General features: G+C 56.1%; 17 protein-coding genes. 7 read left to right on the forward strand and 10 right to left on the reverse strand.

Features of this window, described 5'->3' with window-relative positions; all coding sequences use genetic code 11:
• Positions 1-42: 42 nt before the first annotated feature.
• From rodA to BMY49_RS02960, 6 genes are all read right to left on the reverse strand, one after another.
• Positions 43-1203 carry a rod shape-determining protein RodA gene (rodA, locus tag BMY49_RS02935; RefSeq protein WP_044628083.1) on the reverse strand — a complete coding sequence of 387 codons (1161 nt, stop codon included), beginning with the start codon at positions 1201-1203 and terminating at the stop codon, positions 43-45.
• Positions 1204-1205: 2 nt separating this feature from the next.
• Positions 1206-3113: a penicillin-binding protein 2 gene (gene mrdA, locus BMY49_RS02940; RefSeq protein WP_062374648.1), complete on the reverse strand. Its 1908-nt coding sequence runs from the start codon at positions 3111-3113 to the stop codon at positions 1206-1208.
• Between the two features lie 95 nt (positions 3114-3208).
• Positions 3209-3676, reverse strand: a complete 468-nt coding sequence (gene rlmH / locus BMY49_RS02945) for a 23S rRNA (pseudouridine(1915)-N(3))-methyltransferase RlmH (protein WP_044628085.1) — start codon at positions 3674-3676, stop codon at positions 3209-3211.
• Complete coding sequence (gene rsfS / locus BMY49_RS02950; RefSeq protein ID WP_044628086.1) at positions 3673-4059, reverse strand: ribosome silencing factor; 387 nt, start codon at positions 4057-4059, stop codon at positions 3673-3675. Before rsfS ends, rlmH begins: the two co-directional genes overlap by 4 nt.
• A gap of 129 nt (positions 4060-4188) precedes the next feature.
• Positions 4189-4863 (reverse strand): nicotinate-nucleotide adenylyltransferase, encoded by a 675-nt coding sequence (gene nadD, locus BMY49_RS02955; protein WP_058577801.1) that lies wholly within the window; start codon positions 4861-4863, stop codon positions 4189-4191.
• Positions 4860-6167: a glutamate-5-semialdehyde dehydrogenase gene (locus BMY49_RS02960; protein WP_058577802.1), complete on the reverse strand. Its 1308-nt coding sequence runs from the start codon at positions 6165-6167 to the stop codon at positions 4860-4862. The genes nadD and BMY49_RS02960 overlap by 4 nt, the downstream gene beginning before the upstream one ends.
• A 155-nt stretch (positions 6168-6322) precedes the next feature.
• On the opposite strand from BMY49_RS02960, the gene BMY49_RS02965 reads away from it, so the two are divergent.
• Genes BMY49_RS02965 through BMY49_RS02975 form a run of 3 tightly spaced genes read left to right on the forward strand, consistent with a single transcriptional unit; the run spans position 6323 to position 9521 of the window.
• Entirely contained in the window at positions 6323-7177 is an 855-nt protein-coding gene (locus BMY49_RS02965; RefSeq protein ID WP_089674799.1) for a hypothetical protein, read from the forward strand.
• On the forward strand, positions 7174-8100 hold the full coding sequence (locus BMY49_RS02970; protein ID WP_089674801.1) for a diguanylate cyclase domain-containing protein: 927 nt from the start codon (positions 7174-7176) through the stop codon (positions 8098-8100). Before BMY49_RS02965 ends, BMY49_RS02970 begins: the two co-directional genes overlap by 4 nt.
• A gap of 23 nt (positions 8101-8123) precedes the next feature.
• A complete protein-coding gene (locus BMY49_RS02975) occupies positions 8124-9521 on the forward strand; it encodes a bifunctional DedA family/phosphatase PAP2 family protein (protein WP_058577805.1) in 1398 nt (465 codons plus the stop codon).
• A gap of 30 nt (positions 9522-9551) precedes the next feature.
• On the opposite strand, the gene BMY49_RS02980 is transcribed toward BMY49_RS02975, so the two are convergent.
• From BMY49_RS02980 to mpl, 3 genes are read right to left on the reverse strand one after another with little or no spacing between them, the layout of a single operon-like run.
• Positions 9552-10175, reverse strand: coding sequence for a LysE family translocator (locus tag BMY49_RS02980; RefSeq protein WP_170968101.1), 624 nt, complete (start codon positions 10173-10175; stop codon positions 9552-9554).
• A complete protein-coding gene (locus BMY49_RS02985) occupies positions 10172-10825 on the reverse strand; it encodes a flavin prenyltransferase UbiX (RefSeq protein ID WP_044628092.1) in 654 nt (217 codons plus the stop codon). The genes BMY49_RS02980 and BMY49_RS02985 overlap by 4 nt, the downstream gene beginning before the upstream one ends.
• A 2-nt stretch (positions 10826-10827) precedes the next feature.
• The gene (mpl, locus tag BMY49_RS02990) at positions 10828-12213 is read right to left on the reverse strand and encodes a UDP-N-acetylmuramate:L-alanyl-gamma-D-glutamyl-meso-diaminopimelate ligase (RefSeq protein ID WP_044628093.1); all 1386 of its coding nucleotides are present in this window, start codon (positions 12211-12213) and stop codon (positions 10828-10830) included.
• 246 nt (positions 12214-12459) lie between these two features.
• On the opposite strand from mpl, the gene BMY49_RS02995 reads away from it, so the two are divergent.
• The 4 genes from BMY49_RS02995 to pepQ all read left to right on the forward strand — a co-directional run bounded on the left by BMY49_RS02995 (position 12460) and on the right by pepQ (position 16379).
• Positions 12460-12849: a glutaredoxin family protein gene (locus BMY49_RS02995; protein WP_044628094.1), complete on the forward strand. Its 390-nt coding sequence runs from the start codon at positions 12460-12462 to the stop codon at positions 12847-12849.
• A 195-nt stretch (positions 12850-13044) separates the two neighbouring features.
• Complete coding sequence (locus BMY49_RS03000) at positions 13045-14106, forward strand: ABC transporter ATP-binding protein (RefSeq protein ID WP_074210694.1); 1062 nt, start codon at positions 13045-13047, stop codon at positions 14104-14106.
• Between the two features lie 49 nt (positions 14107-14155).
• Positions 14156-15067 (forward strand): LysR family transcriptional regulator, encoded by a 912-nt coding sequence (locus BMY49_RS03005; RefSeq protein ID WP_074210695.1) that lies wholly within the window; start codon positions 14156-14158, stop codon positions 15065-15067.
• Positions 15068-15080: 13 nt separating this feature from the next.
• Positions 15081-16379: a Xaa-Pro dipeptidase gene (pepQ, locus tag BMY49_RS03010; protein ID WP_089674803.1), complete on the forward strand. Its 1299-nt coding sequence runs from the start codon at positions 15081-15083 to the stop codon at positions 16377-16379.
• A gap of 66 nt (positions 16380-16445) precedes the next feature.
• Here the strand turns inward: pepQ and BMY49_RS03015 are convergent, their stop codons facing one another.
• Positions 16446-17057, reverse strand: coding sequence for an OmpW/AlkL family protein (locus tag BMY49_RS03015; RefSeq protein ID WP_208596165.1), 612 nt, complete (start codon positions 17055-17057; stop codon positions 16446-16448).
• Between the last annotated feature and the right edge of the window lie 508 nt (positions 17058-17565).

Genomic DNA, 17565 nt, shown 5'->3' on the forward strand with positions numbered 1-17565 from the left:
GCTCACCACTCCTGTGAATTCATACTGCCACGACCTTGACCGTCAGCGTGGCAGTAACCGCCGATGGGCGTGTATGGACATGAGAATACCGAACCCCGCTAACAAGGTCACGCTAGAGGTGCCGCCATAACTGACCAGTGGCAGCGGCACGCCCACCACCGGCAAAATGCCGCTCACCATACCCACATTGACAAATACATAGATAAAAAACGTCAGGATAATACTGCCCGCAAACAGCCGCCCAAAGGTATCCTGGGATGACGATGCCAGCCATAAGCCGCGGCCTACAATCATGATATATAGTGTTAGCAGCAAGAGCATACCCACCAGGCCGAACTCCTCACCAAGTACGGCAATAATAAAGTCGGTATGTCGCTCTGGCAGGAACTCAAGCTGAGACTGCGTTCCTTCCAACCACCCCTTTCCCCACAGCCCGCCGCTGCCAATAGCCGTGGTGGATTGAATAATGTTCCACCCTGAGCCCAACGGGTCGCTATCAGGGTCTAAAAATGTCAGTACCCGCTGGCGCTGGTAGTTGTGCATGTTCATCCATAGTACCGGCAGGCCCGCCGCGCCCAGGGCCGCGACCAAGCCAATGAGCTTCCAAGAGAGCCCAGCCAGAAGCACCACAATCACCGCAGCACTAGCCACCAGCAGCGATGTCCCAAGGTCAGGCTGGATAGCCGTGAGCACCACGGGCACGCCGATAATCACCGCACACACCACAATATCACGCAGCCTAGGCGGCAACTGGCAGCGATTTAAGTAAGCGGCCACCATGAGCGGTACGGCCAACTTCATCATCTCAGAGGGCTGAAAACGGATGACCCCCGGAATTTCCAGCCAACGCTTGGCGCCCATACCTACATCGCCGACAACTTCAACCGCCAACAGCATCGCTAGCCCAGCACCGTAAGCCAGCGGGGCCCAGCGTAAAAAAGTTGAAGGGGAAAATTGTGCAATAATCACCATGCCAGAAAGCGCAATACCAAAGCGCATGGCTTGGGCAATCACGGTGTCGATACGCTGCCCGGAAGCGCTGTAAAGCACCACCAAACCGCCACCCATCAACACCAACAGCATCCCTAGCAGCCAAGGGTCGAGGTGGATACGCTCCCAAATACTTTTGCGACGGGCAATACCGCTATCAGGCGGGCGTACCGGATAACGGCGCAGCGAGCGGGTAATCAGTTGCCAAGGCATCGCTAGTTACCCTCCACGTTGGCGGTATCTTCCTCTAACACCTCTTTGACTTCCTCGGCCTCGGGGGCCTCATCTTCGAGCAGCCAAGCATCCGTCATCGCCCGCGCCAAATGCGCGGCATGAGTGCTGCCACCCCCCGCGTTTTCGACGATGACCGATACCGCAATTTTCGGTTCTTCAATGGGCGCAAAAGCCATAAAGAGCGCGTGGTCTCGTAGCCGTTCCTCTAACTCCTCCGCGTTGTAACGCTGATCCTGGCCGAGCGAGAACACCTGGGCCGTGCCTGACTTGCCCCCCATGCGATACTCGAGCCCTACCCCAGTTCGACGCGCCGTACCCTCGCTGCCACTGAGCACTTTTTCCATACCGCTATATACCCGATCCCACCAGTTATCGTTGGCCAGCTGAATATCGGGGAGCGTATCGGGTAGTTCTGCGGGCACTGGCTCTTCACCAATACGCTGGGCAAGGCGAGGCTTCACCCAGTGCCCACGGTTTGCCAACGCGGCAGTGGCACTGGCCAATTGCAGAGGTGTGACCTGCCAGTAGCCTTGGCCAATCCCCACCGATAGCGTTTCACCGGGGTACCAGGGCTGGTTGAAACGTGCTCGCTTCCAGTCTCGGGAGGGCATGAGTCCAGTGCTTTCCCCCTGCACATCGTGGGCAACGCGCTGGCCAAAACCAAAGTTGGTCATACGCTCATGGAGCTTATCAATGCCGAGGTCATGAGCCAGCGTGTAGTAGTAGGTGTTGTTGGAGACCGCTATCGAGCGCTCCATATCAACACGGCCATGCCCCCAGCGCAGCCAGTTACGGTAGCGTCGGGAGTCGTTTGGTAGCTGATAAAAGCCGGGGTCATTAATGGTGCTGTCGGGGGTAATGACCCCTTCCACCAAACCTGCCAGGGCCAGAAACGGCTTGATGGTGGAGCCCGGCGGGTAGTGTCCTCGAATAGCACGGTTAAACAGTGGCAGGTCGATATCTTCCTGCAGTGCTCGATAAGAGGCTACGTCGATCCCGGTCACAAATTGGTTGCTATCAAACCCCGGGGTCGACACCATCGCCAGAATCTCACCAGTACTTGGCACAATAGCCACAATAGAGCCACGCCGGCCATCCAAAAGCTCGTAAGCCAGCATCTGCAAGGAACGGTCGAGAGTAAGCGTTAAGTTAGCGCCGGGCACCGGGTCAGTACGGCCAAGCTCGCGAAGCACGCGACCACGGGCGTTGGTCTCTACCTTGCGTAGGCCCGCCTCTCCATGTAGCTCGGTTTCGTAAAAACGCTCGACACCGGTCTTGCCAATAAAGTGCGTGCCCGCGTAGCGGCCTGGGTCTAAGTCCTGTAGCTCTTCGGCGTTAATACGTCCCACATACCCCAGAGCATGAGCCATGACTTCAGCATCGGGATAGTAGCGCAACAGCTGGGCTTCCACTTCAACACCAGGCAGCCGGTGGCGGTTAACGGCCAGTCGCGCAATATGCTCTTCGCTTAAGTCACTCATCAGCAGCGCAGGTTGAAAAGGACGCTGACGCTGCCGCGAGCGCACCTGAAATGCCTCTATCTCTTCCTCAGGCAGCTCTAATAAATCGACGAGCAGGGCCAGAGTGTCGTCTAGATCATCGACACGCTCACGCACCAGGGTCAGGTTGTAGGTAGGACGGTTTTCCGCCAGCAGCGTACCGTTACGATCGTAGATAAGCCCGCGGTTAGGCGGCAGAGGCTCGACGCGTACCCGGTTCTTCTCGGAGCGCGTGCTGTATAAATCGTGTTGAACGATTTGCAAATAGCCAAGGCGGCCTACCAGCAAGCTCGTCAACACAATCACTACCAAGACAGCAAGCAGCGCCCTGACACGGAAAATACGCAGCTCTTGCTCAGGATTTTTTAGCGTGTCACGGCGCTGGGGCATGGCAACAGATGACTCTCAAATCAAACAATAAAAGCGGCGGCCCCAGTGGGGAATAAATGCAACATACCGGCTAGTGATTAACTCTGTGTTGCTCACTAGCGGTGATAGGGGTGGCCCACGAGCAGTGTCCAGGCGCGATAAAGCTGCTCTGCCAACATAATTCGCACGAGCGGGTGAGGTAGCGTTAGCGGCGAAAGTGACCACGCTTTATCAGCCATAGCGGAAAGCGCAGGCTCTAAGCCGTCCGGGCCACCCACCAACAGCACCACATCACGCCCTTCCATGCGCCAGCCATCCGCTTCCTGCGCCAACTGTTCGGTGGTCCAGGGTTTGCCCTTTACCTCCAGCGCCACCACGATTTCATCGCCACGCAGCTTTTCACGAATTCGCTGCGCTTCTTGCGCGCGGGCTTTAGCGATATCGGCATTTTTGCCACGCTGGCCGAGCGGTATTTCTTCAATTTCCAGCGTGAAATCCCGAGGGAGCCGCTTGCGGTAGGTCTCAACGCCTTGTTCCACCCATGCAGGCATTTTTGTACCCACCGCTAACAGCCGAATCCTCATGACATCGTGGCTCGCTCTTCAAACTGCTTCAGCGATTCACTAATCGCGCCAGCGTCGCTAGGCAGATCTGCCCAAAGGCGCTCCAGGTCATACAGCGCACGGGCTTCTGGAAGCATAATGTGAACCACCACATCGCCCAGGTCGACCAGCACCCAGTCGGCATTATCGCCACCTTCAACACCGCGAGGGTGAAGGCCGGATGCCTTGGCTTTTTCGACAACGTTCTGGGCCAGTGCGGCCACGTGGCGGGTAGAAGTACCACTGGCAATCAGCATCAGATCGGTAACTTCGGTTAATTTCGCAACGTCGAGTTGAGTAATATCGCGTGCTTTAAGCTCTTCTAGCGAGTCAATCGCTAGGTTTTTCAGTGTATCGATGTGCATGACTCCTGAAGGCAACCCCTTGTGGTGGTATCGAGTGGTGGTATCGAGTGTCGTTACTAACGTCGGTATTTCGAGTGGCATCAGCCTGTAAGCGGGCCATTGTAACGGCTTCTTTCACGACTGCCAGTGCTATTCATCGGACTGATAAAGCCCTTGATAAAAAATAGCCTGTTCTACCGCTTCTGGTAGTAAGTAGCGCACGCTTTTACCCGCCTGCAGCCGCTCCCGAATATAAGTGGCAGATATCGCCATTAAAGACGGCAGCTCAAGCATCAACATTCCGCCTCTCGTGCGCTGCATTAATACATCGACACTATCGACTTCTCGATTGCCGACCAGTTCCTTCAATGCTGACGGCCAAGAAGATTGATAACCTGGGCGAGCAATGACCACTAGGTGGGCCAACTCGAAAAGCTGCTCTGCACGGTCCCACTTCGCCAAACGTAAAAAGGCATCGAAGCCGATCACCATGACTAACGGTACATCGTCGCCATACTGCTGGCGGAGTTCCGCCAGCGTATCCACGCTGTATGAGGGGCCGTCGCGCTGAAGCTCTCGATCATCCGCTAACAGCCCTGGCGTATCGCCAATGCCCGCTTTTAAGAGGGCTAAGCGCTGGGCAGCCGACACCTGCGGTGTATCTCGCAGGGGCGGCTGCGGCGCGGGCACCATATGCAGCGTATTGAGGCCTAACACCTCGCGCACTTCTACAGCGCTGCGCAGATGGCCGTTGTGAATGGGGTCAAATGTCCCCCCGAGCATACCTACCCGCATTGGCCCGGCGATGCTGGGCGTGTCACTCATTGTCTAACCTGGCCGTCACCCAATACGATATATTTTTGAGTCGTTAAGCCTTCAAGCCCCACCGGACCACGGGCGTGAAGCTTATCAGTGGAGATACCGATTTCTGCCCCTAACCCATACTCAAAGCCATCCGCAAAACGGGTAGAGGCATTCACTATCACTGAGCTTGAGTCCACTTCGGCCATAAAACGCCGCGCCAGCGAGTAGTCTTGAGTCACAATCGCGTCGGTATGGTGCGAGCCGTAGCGCTCAATATGCTCAATCGCCTCTTCCATTCCATCGACCACTTTAATGGCGAGGATCGGCGCCAAATACTCCGCATGCCAATCGTCCTCTGTAGCCAAAGTGGCTTGGGGAAGTAACGCGCGCGTGCGCTCACAGCCACGCAGCTCTACCTGATGTTCTGCATAGGCCCGGGCCAGCTCCGGCAGCAAAATATCGGCAACGGGCGCATCCACCAGCAGCGTCTCCATGGTGTTGCAGGTGCCATAGCGGTGCGTTTTGGCATTAACGGCAATCGCCAGCGCTTTAGCGGGATCGGCGGTGGTATCAATATAGACGTGGCATACGCCGTCCAAATGTTTGATAACCGGTACTTTAGCTTCGCGGGAAATGCGCTCAATCAGCGACTTACCACCGCGAGGAATAATCACATCAATATAGGCAGGCATACTGATCATTTCACCTACGGCCGCACGGTCGGTAGTGGCCACTACCTGCACACTGCCCGCTGGCAGGCCCGCATCGGCTAGCCCCGCCTGAAGGCAGCGGCTAAGCGCTGCATTAGAGGCGCTGGCTTCGGAGCCACCGCGTAGCACGCAAGCGTTTCCCGATTTAAGACACAGGCTGGCCGCTTCGATCGTTACATTGGGGCGTGACTCATAAATAATGCCGATAACTCCCAGCGGAACGCGCATTTTGCCAACCTGAATGCCGCTGGGGCGGTAGCTCATGCCGTCAATCTCACCCACCGGATCGGGTAGCGCTGCCACTTGGCGAAGACCTTCAATCATCGCGTCAATGCGCTGGTCATTCAGGGCCAGCCGGTCTAGCAGTGCATTATCTAGCCCATTGTCACGCCCACGCTGCATGTCCTCGGCATTGGCCTGCAGAATATCACTGCGTGCCGCCGCCACACGCTGCGCCATTGCCTCAAGCGCTTGATTCTTAATGTGGGTATTGGCACGTCGCAATGCGCTTGCCGCTGCCCGAGCGCCTTGCCCCAGGGCCTGCATATACGCGGGCACATCCCCGGCAGCCAAATGGTGTTGGGCGTCTTCTTGGAATGCATCAGAACCGCGCATACTATCTCCCTGTGTTGTGGTCAGCGTTGCTAAGTGAAGTGGGCTTATATTACGCCATTTGGGCATTATACTGAGTGATTCAAAGGACTAGGCCAAGCAATGCATTATGCTACTGCTAAATAGGCCAACCGCCATCAGGTAAATAGTAAGCCACCATGCAAAGCAAATACAAAATCAGCCTGCTAAGAGCCAGTCTACTCGCCGCTGCCGTGGCGCTGGCTTTATGGACGCCCATGGCACCGCCAGCAGCTGCCCTGTTGCTCTGGCTGTCGGTTGGTTGGCTCTTTATTACGGCGCTGGTACTGGATTTTAGCCATCGCCGCTCTCCTGGGCTGCCCTGGCAGATGCTCGCTGGAACGCTACTACTAGGGTTAATTGCCGCCGCACCTGAGCGGCATGCGCTGCTTATTTGGGCATGGGGAGCAGTGTTTATGCTGCCTCAACATCGCTGGGCCGCCATTTTTAATGCATGCGCGGCCATGCTTAGCTGCTTACTACTCGCTCCCGTGGTGAGCCTACCGGAGTGGCTCCTAATGGTTTTATCGCTGGCAACACTCAGCGTACTGGCCCTTTCACGCACTCACCAGTTAATTAATATGAATGGCGATATACGCCAACGCCTAAGGCTAGTACCAGGAGCAAACCTATGGGCAGGCGAGCAGCTCTTGCGCGATTTACTGCGAGAACAAACCCGCTCAGAGCGGGAAGCTATCCATGCCGAAGTGTTAGTCATTCAAGTAAAGCGTCACCAACTTTGGCCAGTCGCCCAAAAACTCTGCGAGTTGACTTATAAGTTTGAAAACGTCTATCGGCTGAATGGCACGACACTCGCCACCCTCATATTATCGAGAACGTCCAAAGAGGCCGCTAAACGGCGCGAGCTCCTATGTGCTGTTCTACCCGACAGCGCCGCCATTTATCACCAGCCCCTCATGGAGATCGAGCTGGCGTCACTCTCAATCGAAGCCCTAAGCCGCTACCCGAAACATCGGCTAAGTGAGGCCGCATGAGAGTGCCGCCACTGCCCAAGCGACTGATGACTGCGGCCTATAGCGCCAGTATGTTCATCATGGTGGGCTACATGATGTGGCTGTACGCGATGGGCAGCTACCGCGAACTGCTAATACCGCTATTTTTGGCAATGCTGTTATTGGTCAGTTTGCTGATGCATTTAGGCCAAGGGTTTCGCCCCTGCATACCGCGCATACTGTTATTGGCGAGCATCTATATTGCTGTGCTAACCGCCACCTATACACAGCCAAGCCCAGCGCCCCTATGGCTCGGCTTACCCATTGCAGCCACATTTTTACTGTTGCCGCTTTGGAGCGCGCTTAGTCTGAATATAGTTTGCCTTTCCGCCTGGTGGTGGCTAGCACCTTTTGAGACGACTGCTTTTTCACTTAGTCATGTGGCGTTGACGCTACTGCTCGCCCTTCCCCCATGGGAACATGCACGCCGTCGGGCGCTACTGCGGGCCACAGACCCAAACGATAGCGACTGTGATGCTTACCATATTGATACGCTGAAAGAGCGGCTCAATAATGAATTTCAACGGGCAGCAATGCTCAATAAGCGCTTGGCAGTCCTAGTGCTTCACTTACCACAGTTGGATATGGCAGAAGAGCAGTTTGGTCACCGTGCGCAAACCGCCTTATTGGGTGCCCTGTGCAGCGAGGTCAATAGCCGTTGCCGTGATCACGATATTCTGGGTCGCGCTGGCAATGCGACATTCTGGCTGGTCCTACCCGATACCAGTGAAAGTGGCGCCTTGCTTGTTAGGGAGCGCTTACAGAGAGCGCTTTCCCGTCGTGTGCTAGTGGAAACTGGGCAGCTAGAAGCACGCATTACCACCTGCCTGCCTCTTCGCAAAGAGAGCTTCGAGCGATATGTACAGCGCCTGGAAGCGCGTGCCGAAGCTATTGCCAACGTGTAACCCATCTGCGGACGGAATCGCCCTTGTCTATCGCCGACACACTGTTATCTCTGTCGCTTTCACCTACGCTGCTGCTTCTACTGGTGCTGGGGATTGCCATGGTGGAATCTCTAGCGCTGGTAGGCTTACTGGTGCCCGGCGTTGTACTTATCACTGCCGCTGCCTCTATGGCAGGGCATCAAATGGTCGCGCTACCGTGGCTAATTGGCGCAGCCTTCGCAGGGGCTGTGTTAGGCGATGGGCTTAGCTACTTTTTAGGCTATCGCCACCGCGATACCGTGGTGACCCGTTGGCCGCTTTCGCTTCATCCCGAATGGCTAGGCCGAGGCGCCCGTTTTTTTGAGCGTTATGGTATCTACTCGGTGTTTATTGGGCGCTTTGTCGGACCCGTGCGCCCTATTATTCCGCTCATCGCGGGTATGATGCATATGCCAGCGCGCACCTTTCTCTTAGCCAACGTAATTTCTGCTGCTCTTTGGGCACCGGCATACGTTTTACCCGGCTACCTGCTGGGCCACACTTGGCAACAGCAGCTCAACCTGCCCGCCAATGTTGAAATGGCCGTGGTGATGATGGCCGTTAGCGTCGTGGCACTGGCCGTAATGTTCTCCTGGGGCCGCGCGCAAGTAGGTCACAAGGGGCGGGTGTACTTTGCAATTGCACGTATTGCTCGCCGAATACCCGCCATGCGCCGCCCGTGGCTCGCTATGAGTCGCAGTGGCGAGGTGCCTTTAGCCTCACTCTTTTTATGCATCATAGCGCTTACCGCAGCATCCGCCTGGACACTGATGGTCATGCAGCATCCAGGCCCTTTGCTGATTGACTTGCAGGCGCAGCGACTCTTCTCCTGGCTGGCAACTCCCTGGCTAACAGACGCCAGCCTGCTACTTGCCGAAGTGGGCGATAAAGCGGGGATTATTACACTCGTCGCCCCTTGGGCACTCTGGTTGCTGTTGGTCAAACGTATTGACCTACTTGCTCATGGGGCGCTAGCGCTGGGAGGTATTGGCGCACTCAACACATTAGGTAAAGCCGTATTTGCGCGGGCTAGGCCTGACACACCGGACTATTTAGTCGGGTCGTTTTCCTACCCAAGTGCACATACCTCCACATGGGTTGTAGTGGTGGGTATCACAGCAGCCTTTGTCGCGTCACAGATGCCGAGACAAAGGCGGATGTGGGTATATTGGCTTGCCATTGCCATCACGATCCCAATGGCACTTTCGCGTCTGATCATTGGTGTCCACTGGCTCAGCGACTTAATGGGCGGTGTGCTGCTTGGTCTGGTCGTCTGTGCGCTTGTTCAGCTTAATTGGCAACGGCGTTATCGCCCTCCTTTGCCGTCTTTTCCCTGGCTTGGGCTGCTGCTTGGGTCACTACTACTCATCATTCTACGTGTTACTTTTTTCCCGCCCGTTTAAACATAGGGATTCATGCAGGGAGTGACTCGTTCAACCCAATGCCAACCACATGCCTACGCCAATCATCAATGTGCCCGCGATGCGGTTAAGCAGCCTCACATTGCCGCTTTTACCTAGCAGCTTACGCAACGTTTTACCGCCGGTGGCATATACCAACATACTGGCAAACTCAATGGTGAGAATGACAGCAATTAGCATACTGAGCTGCGGCGCAAGCGGCCGACTGCCATCTAAAAACGGCGGCAGTAGCACCATAAAAAACGCCCACCCCTTTGGGTTGGCAACGGCCGTTACCAAACCTTGGGTGGCAAGCTGAAGACGCCCAGCGGCAGGGCCAGTATCCAGCTCACTAGGAATAGCCATACGGCCCCGTGAGCGCCACATCATGATGCCCAAATAGGCCAAATAGGCACCGCCCACCCACTTGAAGGCGATGAATAGTTCGGGCTGGCGCAGCATCAACGCAGCGACGCCCGCCCCCGCCGCCGCCGCCACGAAACCGACGCCGATCAGCTCTCCGACCATCATCCACAGCGTGCGTTTGACGCCTTGCGTCATGCCCAACACCATGGCCAGCGTCATGCACATGCCTGGTGTTAACGAGACGAAGAGAAACGTCGGTATGAAGACCGAGAGCGTCGCCCATGACATCATGGCGAACCGTCCTTGTTTTGCGCATCGCGAGAGGTGGCCGCGGCGTCTTCGCCCCAGCGGGGCATCAGGCGGTGGGCAATACCCAACTGATTGAGTATGCGCGCAACAATAAAGTCGATCAGATCTTCCATGCTTTGAGGGCGGTGATAAAACCCTGGAGCGGCGGGCAAAATCACCACACCCAGGCGGCTAAGCGCCAGCATGTGCTCTAAATGAATGGGAGAAAACGGGCTTTCGCGTGGCACCATCACCAACGTACGGCGCTCTTTAATGGCCACATCAGCGGCGCGCTCAATCAAGTTATTACTGGCGCCGGTCGCGACCGCCGAGAGCGTGCCCGTTGAACAGGGGCAAATTACCATGGCCGAAGGTGCACCAGACCCAGATGCCACGGGCGCCATCCAGTCTTCTCGACCAAAACAGCGAATTTGCCCTGGTTGGGCACCGCTTTTTTCTGTGAGCGTCTCTACCAATCGCTGCGGCTGGGCAGGGAGTGACACATCCGTTTCCGTGGCAATCACCATGTGAGCCGCTTTGGAAATCATTACCCACACTTCATGCCCCGCCTCGACCAGCACATCGATCAAGCGAAGGCCATACTGAGCGCCTGAAGCACCTGTTAGCGCTACTGTTACCGGAGGTTTAAACATTGTCACTTCGACTGCTCCCGCGCTGTTAATTCATCTAACAACCGCTCGTGCACTCCCTCAAAACCACCATTAGACATCACCACAATACGATCTAGAGGTGACGCTTGAGTGACCACTGCTTCTACTAGCGCATCAATATCGTTAAACAGCGCGGCACGCTCTCCTTGAGTCTCTACCAGCGATTCCATCGACCAAGCCACTCCCGCTGGCTGAAACCAGAACACCGCATCCGCATCGGCCACGCTGTCATTTAAGCGCTCCCGCAGGGCACCCAAACGCATGGTATTGGAGCGTGGTTCAATCACTGCCAGCAAACGCCCCTTGGTCGTGGCTGCGCGAAGACCTTGTAGCGTGGCGGCAATGGCCGTCGGATGATGGGCAAAATCATCGATCACCTGAATGCCATTGACCTCGCCCCTTACCTCTTGCCGACGGCGAGGTGTTTTAAACCGCGCCAGCGCGGCACAGGCACGCGCCAAATTCACGCCACACAGTCGTGCTGCCGCTAGCGCTGCCAGTGCATTGCGCGCGTTGTGTTCGCCGGTTAACGCCCACTCCACCACGCCATCCTCTTCACCTTGCTCGCCTAAATACAAGACCTGAAAACGGCTAGCGTCGGCACGTTCTAAGCGCAGCTGCCACTGGCTGTTTGTATCAGCTCCAAAATAGGCCACCGGTGACCACGCCCCCATCTTCAACACTCGTTCCAGTGCGGGCTGCTGATCGGCTACTAATAAATGCCCTTGGCTGGGAACGATACGCACTAAATGGTGGAACTGGCGCTCGATAGCGGCGAGATCAGGAAAAATATCAGCATGATCAAACTCAAGGTTATTGAGTACGGCAATCGTCGGGCGGTAGTGAACAAACTTGGAGCGCTTATCAAAAAAGGCCGTGTCATACTCATCGGCCTCTACTACAAAGGGGGCGTTTTCGTCGCCTAAGCGCGCCGAAACGCCAAAATTACGCGGTACGCCACCAATCAGAAAGCCAGGCTTTAGCCCAGCACTTTCTAATAGCCAAGCTAACAAGCTGGCAGTGGTGGTTTTGCCATGAGTGCCCGCCACAGCAATCACTTTGCGGCCAGGCAACACATAGTCTGCAAGCCACTGCGCCCCTGAGGTATAGCGCATGCCACTATTGAGCAGTGCCTCCACCTCCGGATTGCCCCGTGAGAGCGCATTACCCACGACCACCAAGTCGATTGAGCCTGAGAGATTGGCTGCTTGATAGCCTTCCATCAGGGTGATCCCAGCCTCAGCTAGCTGCGTACTCATCGGTGGATATACGTTGGCATCGGAGCCGCTTACTTCATGACCTAACTCCCGTGCGAGTAGTGCAAGGCTCCCCATAAAGGTGCCACAGATGCCAATAATATGCAGACGCATGGGCCAAGCGCTCCCTTCCTAACCATTTCAAACGATTGAACTTACTAAACACATCAATCAACGAGCGCTGAGATTAGCACGCCACGCGGTGTTGCTCATCTCGTTCCCCGCGCGACATGGCATTACAGGCTCAGAAAGTGACAATTCTGACGATTTATTGCAGGATGCGCGCACCTTTTCTTATTCGACATCCAACAACCCGTCCACTGCATACGCTGTAAAGCAGTGCAGTGAGAGGAGACAACCATGCGCATCTTAATTCGTTACTTCTTTCGGGGCGTTCGCGTCCTGCTAGCCCCCGTCATGCTGATCTCCGAGAAGCTATCCACGCCAAAAGCCGTAGAGCGCACCCCAGAAGAGCAGGCTCAGGTAGACGCCGCTTGCCAACAGCTTGCGCTCTACCAGTTCAGAACGTGCCCCTTCTGTATCAAAGTGCGTAAAGAGATTGCCCGGCTGGGGCTGAATATTGAGCTTCGCGATGCACAGCTAGACCCTGCACATAAGCAGGCCCTGCTGGAAGGTGGTGGTAAAGTAAAGGTTCCCTGCCTAAAAATTACCGATGACGCAGGTCAAGCCACCTGGCTATACGAATCGGATGAGATTAACCGCTGGCTTCACCGGCGTTTTGGCACGTAATTACGGCGACATACGCTGCCTAAAACTCGACCTTTTGCGCGGTAATATCGAAGTGCACGCTGAGCGGCACGCCCTCCGAAGCGCTGGGGGATGACTCCAGCAAGTCCCCGACTTTGTTGAATCCGGTAACTGCCGCGTTGCCTGCCACATGGTGGCGGAAATGCTTGAAGACCGCCGCTTGAAGGAGGAGACCCTATGAACGCCCAGGCGGAAACGATCGCGACCATGCCGACCCAAAACGAAGCGAGCAACGACTCGCTACTGCAAATTCGCGGTCTTAAAAAGCGTTTCTCACTCTCCGGTGATTTTCTGGAACAGCTACGTTTCAAAGGCGGCAAGCTGGTTCGCCATCAGGAGTTTATCCACGCCATTAACGGCGTGAACCTGGACATCAAACGCGGCGAAGCGCTCTGCGTGGTGGGTGAATCTGGCTGCGGTAAGTCCACCGTGGCGCGCACGGTCATGGGGCTGATTTCTCCCTCAGAGGGTGAAATTCGCTACGACGGCCAGCGCATCGACGATCTCAGCTCGAAGCAGCTCCTGCCCTACCGCAAGCGCATGCAGATGATCTTCCAGAACCCTTACGCGTCGCTGAACCCACGCATGACCATTCAGCAGACGCTGGAAGAGCCACTGCGGCTTCACCATCCCGACTGGAACCGCCAGCAGATCCTCGATAAAGTCGAGGAAGTGATGCGCTCGGTGGGCATCAACCCAGACTGGGGCAAGCGCTTTGGACACGAGTTCTCCGGCGGTCAACGCCAGCGGATTGCGATTGCTCGCGCACTCGCCGTCGACCCCGAATTTATCGTGGCTGACGAGCCCATTTCAGCCCTGGACGTATCCATTCAGGCTCAGGTGCTCAACCTGCTGATGGATGCCCAACGGGACCGTAACCTGACCTATCTGTTCATCACCCACGACTTGGCGGTGGTAGAGCATTTTGGGACGCGGGTGGCCGTTATGTACTTGGGCACGGTATGCGAGATTGCGACCACCGCTACGCTGTTTGCTAAGCCTCGGCACCCTTATACTCAGGCGCTGCTATCCGCTATTCCTCGCTTGGAAGATGACCGGCCGCAGCATATTCGTCTCTCGGGCGAGGTACCTACGCCGGTTAACCTGCCAAGCGGCTGTGTTTTCCATGGCCGTTGCCCCCATGCCAACGCCCGCTGCAAACAGGAAATCCCTGCACTAAAAACCCAGGATGACGGTACCCGCGTTGCGTGTCACGCTGTTGAAGAAGGCCGCCTATGAGCGCGGCCCATTCAACCGTTATACGCTTGGCCGCTTTGCGAGGTAAGGCATGGAAATTCGCTGGCTAGAAGACTTTATTGCCCTGGCCAGAACGCGACACTTCTCCCGCGCTGCCGACGAACAGCACGTTACACAACCCACCTTTTCCCGGCGCATTAAGCTGTTGGAAGAGGAGATGGGCGTCACGCTGATCAATCGGCAAACGCTACCGCTGTCGTTAACGCCTGCGGGGGAAGAGTTTTTAACGCTATGCGAACAGGTCACCGACCGGGTTCGCTTAACGCGTGATCGCGTTCGTGAGATCAGTGCCGGGCAGCAGCGGCGCATTATGGTGGCAGCACCGCAAAGCCTGCTGGCGCATTTTCTGCCCGAATGGCTGACCCAACTGGGTTGGCAAGACCGTATGCAGCCCTACTTGCGCGCCACGGGCTGGGTGGCCAGCGACTACTTCCAGGCGCTTGCCCGGGCGGAGTGTGATCTGGCGATTTGCTACTGGCCTATTGGCCGCTGTGATCTAGATATTGATACCAGCGCCTGTACTTACCGAGTCATTGGACATGAGCGGTTGATTCCCGTGACCGGGCTGAAAAGCGATGGCACCGCCTGCGCATTGCTGCCCGGCTCTCGCCAGCAGCCAGCGCCGTGGTTGGCGTACCCCAAACGGGGGCTGCTAGGCTCGGCGGTCAAAGCGCATTTGGCGCGACTGCCCCAAAGCACGTACTTAACAGCGCAAAGTGAAAATCTCTACGCGGCGGGCATTAAAGAGCTGGTGCTGCTGGGCTATGGCATGAGCTGGCTACCGGAACGCAATGTGGCGGCGGAACTCGCCAACGGCACGCTGGTCAGGGCTGGCGATAGCCGCTGGGACGTGCCGATGGAGCTGCGGCTTTATCGTCACCAAAGCCAGCACCACGCCGAACTCGATAGCCTGTGGAGCGAGCTTACCCCACCCCGATCTTGAAAGGATGTCTTATATGTCAGCAACCCTCTACCAACAGCAGCGCGAGCATATCGCGTCGCTACAGCGTGCTTACCAGCAATGCTTAGCTACCCATCAACTGGATAGCCTGGCGATTTACAGCGGCCACGCCCGCTACCATTTCGCCGATGATCACACCACGACCTTTCAGGCCTACGGGCATTTCACCCACTGGGTAGGGTTGGCCGATGTTCAGCACAGCTGGCTGGTGATTCAACCCGATCAACGCCCCCAGCTCTACCTCTATGCGCCCGCAGATTTTTGGCACTTGCCGACACAGCTACCTGAAGAGCCGTGGGTCGCCGAGTTTGATGTGCACCTATGTAGCGACAAAATCACGCCACCGCTATCAGGCCGCGCCGCCGTCATTGGCGATGTAACGGAGCTTGAAAGCACCGCGCAGCTCGCTAACGTGGCCACGTTGCAACCTGAAGCGTTAGTTCGCGAGCTAGATGAGCTGCGGATGACGAAATCTGCTTATGAAATTGCCTGCCTGCGTGAAGCTAACCGGCTGGCGGTAGCAGGTCATCAGGCGGCTAACGCCGCTTTTATAGGCGCTGCCGCCGAGCTGGATGTGCAGTTAGCCTATCTGGCAGCCAGCCGACAACGCGAGTCTGAAGTGCCCTATCAAAATATTATTGGGCTAAATGAGCATGCCGGGGTCTTACACTATCAGCACTATGACCTGTCAGCCCCCAAGCAGCGTTATAGCCTGCTGGTAGATGCGGGCAGACGCTTTCGGGGTTACTGCGCCGATATTACCCGCACCTATGCAGGCCCAGATGCCCCCAGCGAGTTTGACGCTTTAATTACCGCCATGCACAGCCTCAAAGATGAGCTGATTGCACACATCGCCCCTGGCGTTGATTTCGTTGCACTGCATGAAAAAATGCACCAAGGATTAGCTGATATCTTGGTCACACACGGGCTATATAACGGCAGCGCAGAAAGCGCCATGGAAGCAGGTATCACGAGAGCCTTTTGCCCCCACGGGCTTGGGCACTCGTTGGGCATTCAGGTACATGATGTGGCCGGGTTGAGACAGCCAGACGGCACACCATCACCGGCACCTGACGCTCACCCTGCCCTGCGCCTCACCCGGACACTGCAACCCGGCATGGTCGTGACCATTGAACCAGGGCTCTACTTTATTCCCATGCTGCTCGCGCCGCTGCGAAACCAGTCTCATCCTGTCAACTGGACACTGGTTGATCAGTTGGCTGTCTGCGGCGGTATTCGCATTGAAGATAATATTCTGGTGACGGATAGCGGCTCAGATAATTTAACGCAGTAATAATCTACCAATGCAAAAACGCCCGGCCCACATCAGTGGGCCGGGCGTGTGTCTTACAAACCTGGATTAGAAGCGGTAAGTAATACCACCGCCGATGGTCACAGGCTCCATATCGACTTCGCCAATGGTGGCGCCAGCCGCGTTATTAATGTCAGCACTCACGTCAGCATAACTAACGTAGCCATTCAGCATAACGTTGTCAGTCACTGCCAAGTCCACACCCGCTTGGCCAATGGCGCCATAGCTCTCATCGATGCTCAAACCTGTCGGCTCGCTAGAGAAGCGGGTGTAGTTTAAGCCAACACCAACGTAGGGCTGTACTTTAGAGTCTAAACCACCCATCGGGTAGTAGTTGACCAGCAGGTTGACCGGCAGGCGATCGACGCTACCTGCGCTACCGCCGGGCTTGGTGTTCAGATCGTGCTCGAATTTTTCCGAGCTGTTGAGTTCAACGCCGAATTTGTCGCTGAATAGGTATCCCGCACCGTAAGTGAAACCGCGTGCGCTTTGTACGTTGAGGTCTGCGCCACCAACGTTGCCATTACCTGAGCCCGTGTCCGTTTGGGCAACACCGCCGCGAACAAAGACATCGCCAGCTTCATAAGCCATAGCGGCTTGGCTCGCCATGAAAGCGCTGGCTGAAACGATAGCGGCGGTGATCAATTTCATTTTGCTCATCAGGGTCATCCTCTTGCATCTTGCTTGGGATTGGTGCTGGTCAACACCAGCTTACCTATACAATATATAGTACACGAACAGTGTTTCCAAATTTCCTGTGAAATTTTATTATAGGTTTTCTGACTCTGATAGCTTTTATTAACCAACGGCCCCGAAAAGCAGGATCGAGTAGGAGGGGGAGTCGCCTCCCCCGTCCTCTCACACCACCGGGCAAACGGATCCGTACCACGGCGGTTCCTGTCCCCCATTATCGGGCTGAGCTTCGTTCCGCTGAATTCGCTCGCCTGTGTGCTCTGAGCGCTTCGACAGTCTTTGGGCTTCCGGCCCGCCATACAGTTATCGAGAGCCCTCCGGGGAGGCTTCTGCTCGTACACATCAGAGAGTGGTCAACTATCCACTCGTGACAGGTTCAGCCCTTCAGCTCTTGGTTAGAGAGCCTAATATGGCCTCTGCTGACTCCTGTTCGCCCATCCCGACACCTCACGGTGTCGGTAGCCAGTGGCAGGCG

The organism is Vreelandella aquamarina (assembly GCF_900110265.1).
Lineage (GTDB): Bacteria > Pseudomonadota > Gammaproteobacteria > Pseudomonadales > Halomonadaceae > Vreelandella > Vreelandella aquamarina.

Excerpts from the sequence above, each read along its gene's own strand:
- rodA (WP_044628083.1), bottom strand. The coding sequence starts at position 1,203 with ATGCCTTGGCAACTGATTACCCGCTCGCTGCGCCGTTATCCGGTACGC.
- mrdA (WP_062374648.1), bottom strand. The coding sequence starts at position 3,113 with ATGCCCCAGCGCCGTGACACGCTAAAAAATCCTGAGCAAGAGCTGCGT.
- rlmH (WP_044628085.1), bottom strand. The coding sequence starts at position 3,676 with ATGAGGATTCGGCTGTTAGCGGTGGGTACAAAAATGCCTGCATGGGTG.
- rsfS (WP_044628086.1), bottom strand. The coding sequence starts at position 4,059 with ATGCACATCGATACACTGAAAAACCTAGCGATTGACTCGCTAGAAGAG.
- nadD (WP_058577801.1), bottom strand. The coding sequence starts at position 4,863 with ATGAGTGACACGCCCAGCATCGCCGGGCCAATGCGGGTAGGTATGCTC.
- BMY49_RS02960 (WP_058577802.1), bottom strand. The coding sequence starts at position 6,167 with ATGCGCGGTTCTGATGCATTCCAAGAAGACGCCCAACACCATTTGGCT.
- BMY49_RS02965 (WP_089674799.1), top strand. The coding sequence starts at position 6,323 with ATGCAAAGCAAATACAAAATCAGCCTGCTAAGAGCCAGTCTACTCGCC.
- BMY49_RS02970 (WP_089674801.1), top strand. The coding sequence starts at position 7,174 with ATGAGAGTGCCGCCACTGCCCAAGCGACTGATGACTGCGGCCTATAGC.
- BMY49_RS02980 (WP_170968101.1), bottom strand. The coding sequence starts at position 10,175 with ATGATGTCATGGGCGACGCTCTCGGTCTTCATACCGACGTTTCTCTTC.
- BMY49_RS02985 (WP_044628092.1), bottom strand. The coding sequence starts at position 10,825 with ATGTTTAAACCTCCGGTAACAGTAGCGCTAACAGGTGCTTCAGGCGCT.
- mpl (WP_044628093.1), bottom strand. The coding sequence starts at position 12,213 with ATGCGTCTGCATATTATTGGCATCTGTGGCACCTTTATGGGGAGCCTT.
- BMY49_RS02995 (WP_044628094.1), top strand. The coding sequence starts at position 12,460 with ATGCGCATCTTAATTCGTTACTTCTTTCGGGGCGTTCGCGTCCTGCTA.
- BMY49_RS03000 (WP_074210694.1), top strand. The coding sequence starts at position 13,045 with ATGAACGCCCAGGCGGAAACGATCGCGACCATGCCGACCCAAAACGAA.
- BMY49_RS03005 (WP_074210695.1), top strand. The coding sequence starts at position 14,156 with ATGGAAATTCGCTGGCTAGAAGACTTTATTGCCCTGGCCAGAACGCGA.
- pepQ (WP_089674803.1), top strand. The coding sequence starts at position 15,081 with ATGTCAGCAACCCTCTACCAACAGCAGCGCGAGCATATCGCGTCGCTA.
- BMY49_RS03015 (WP_208596165.1), bottom strand. The coding sequence starts at position 17,057 with ATGAGCAAAATGAAATTGATCACCGCCGCTATCGTTTCAGCCAGCGCT.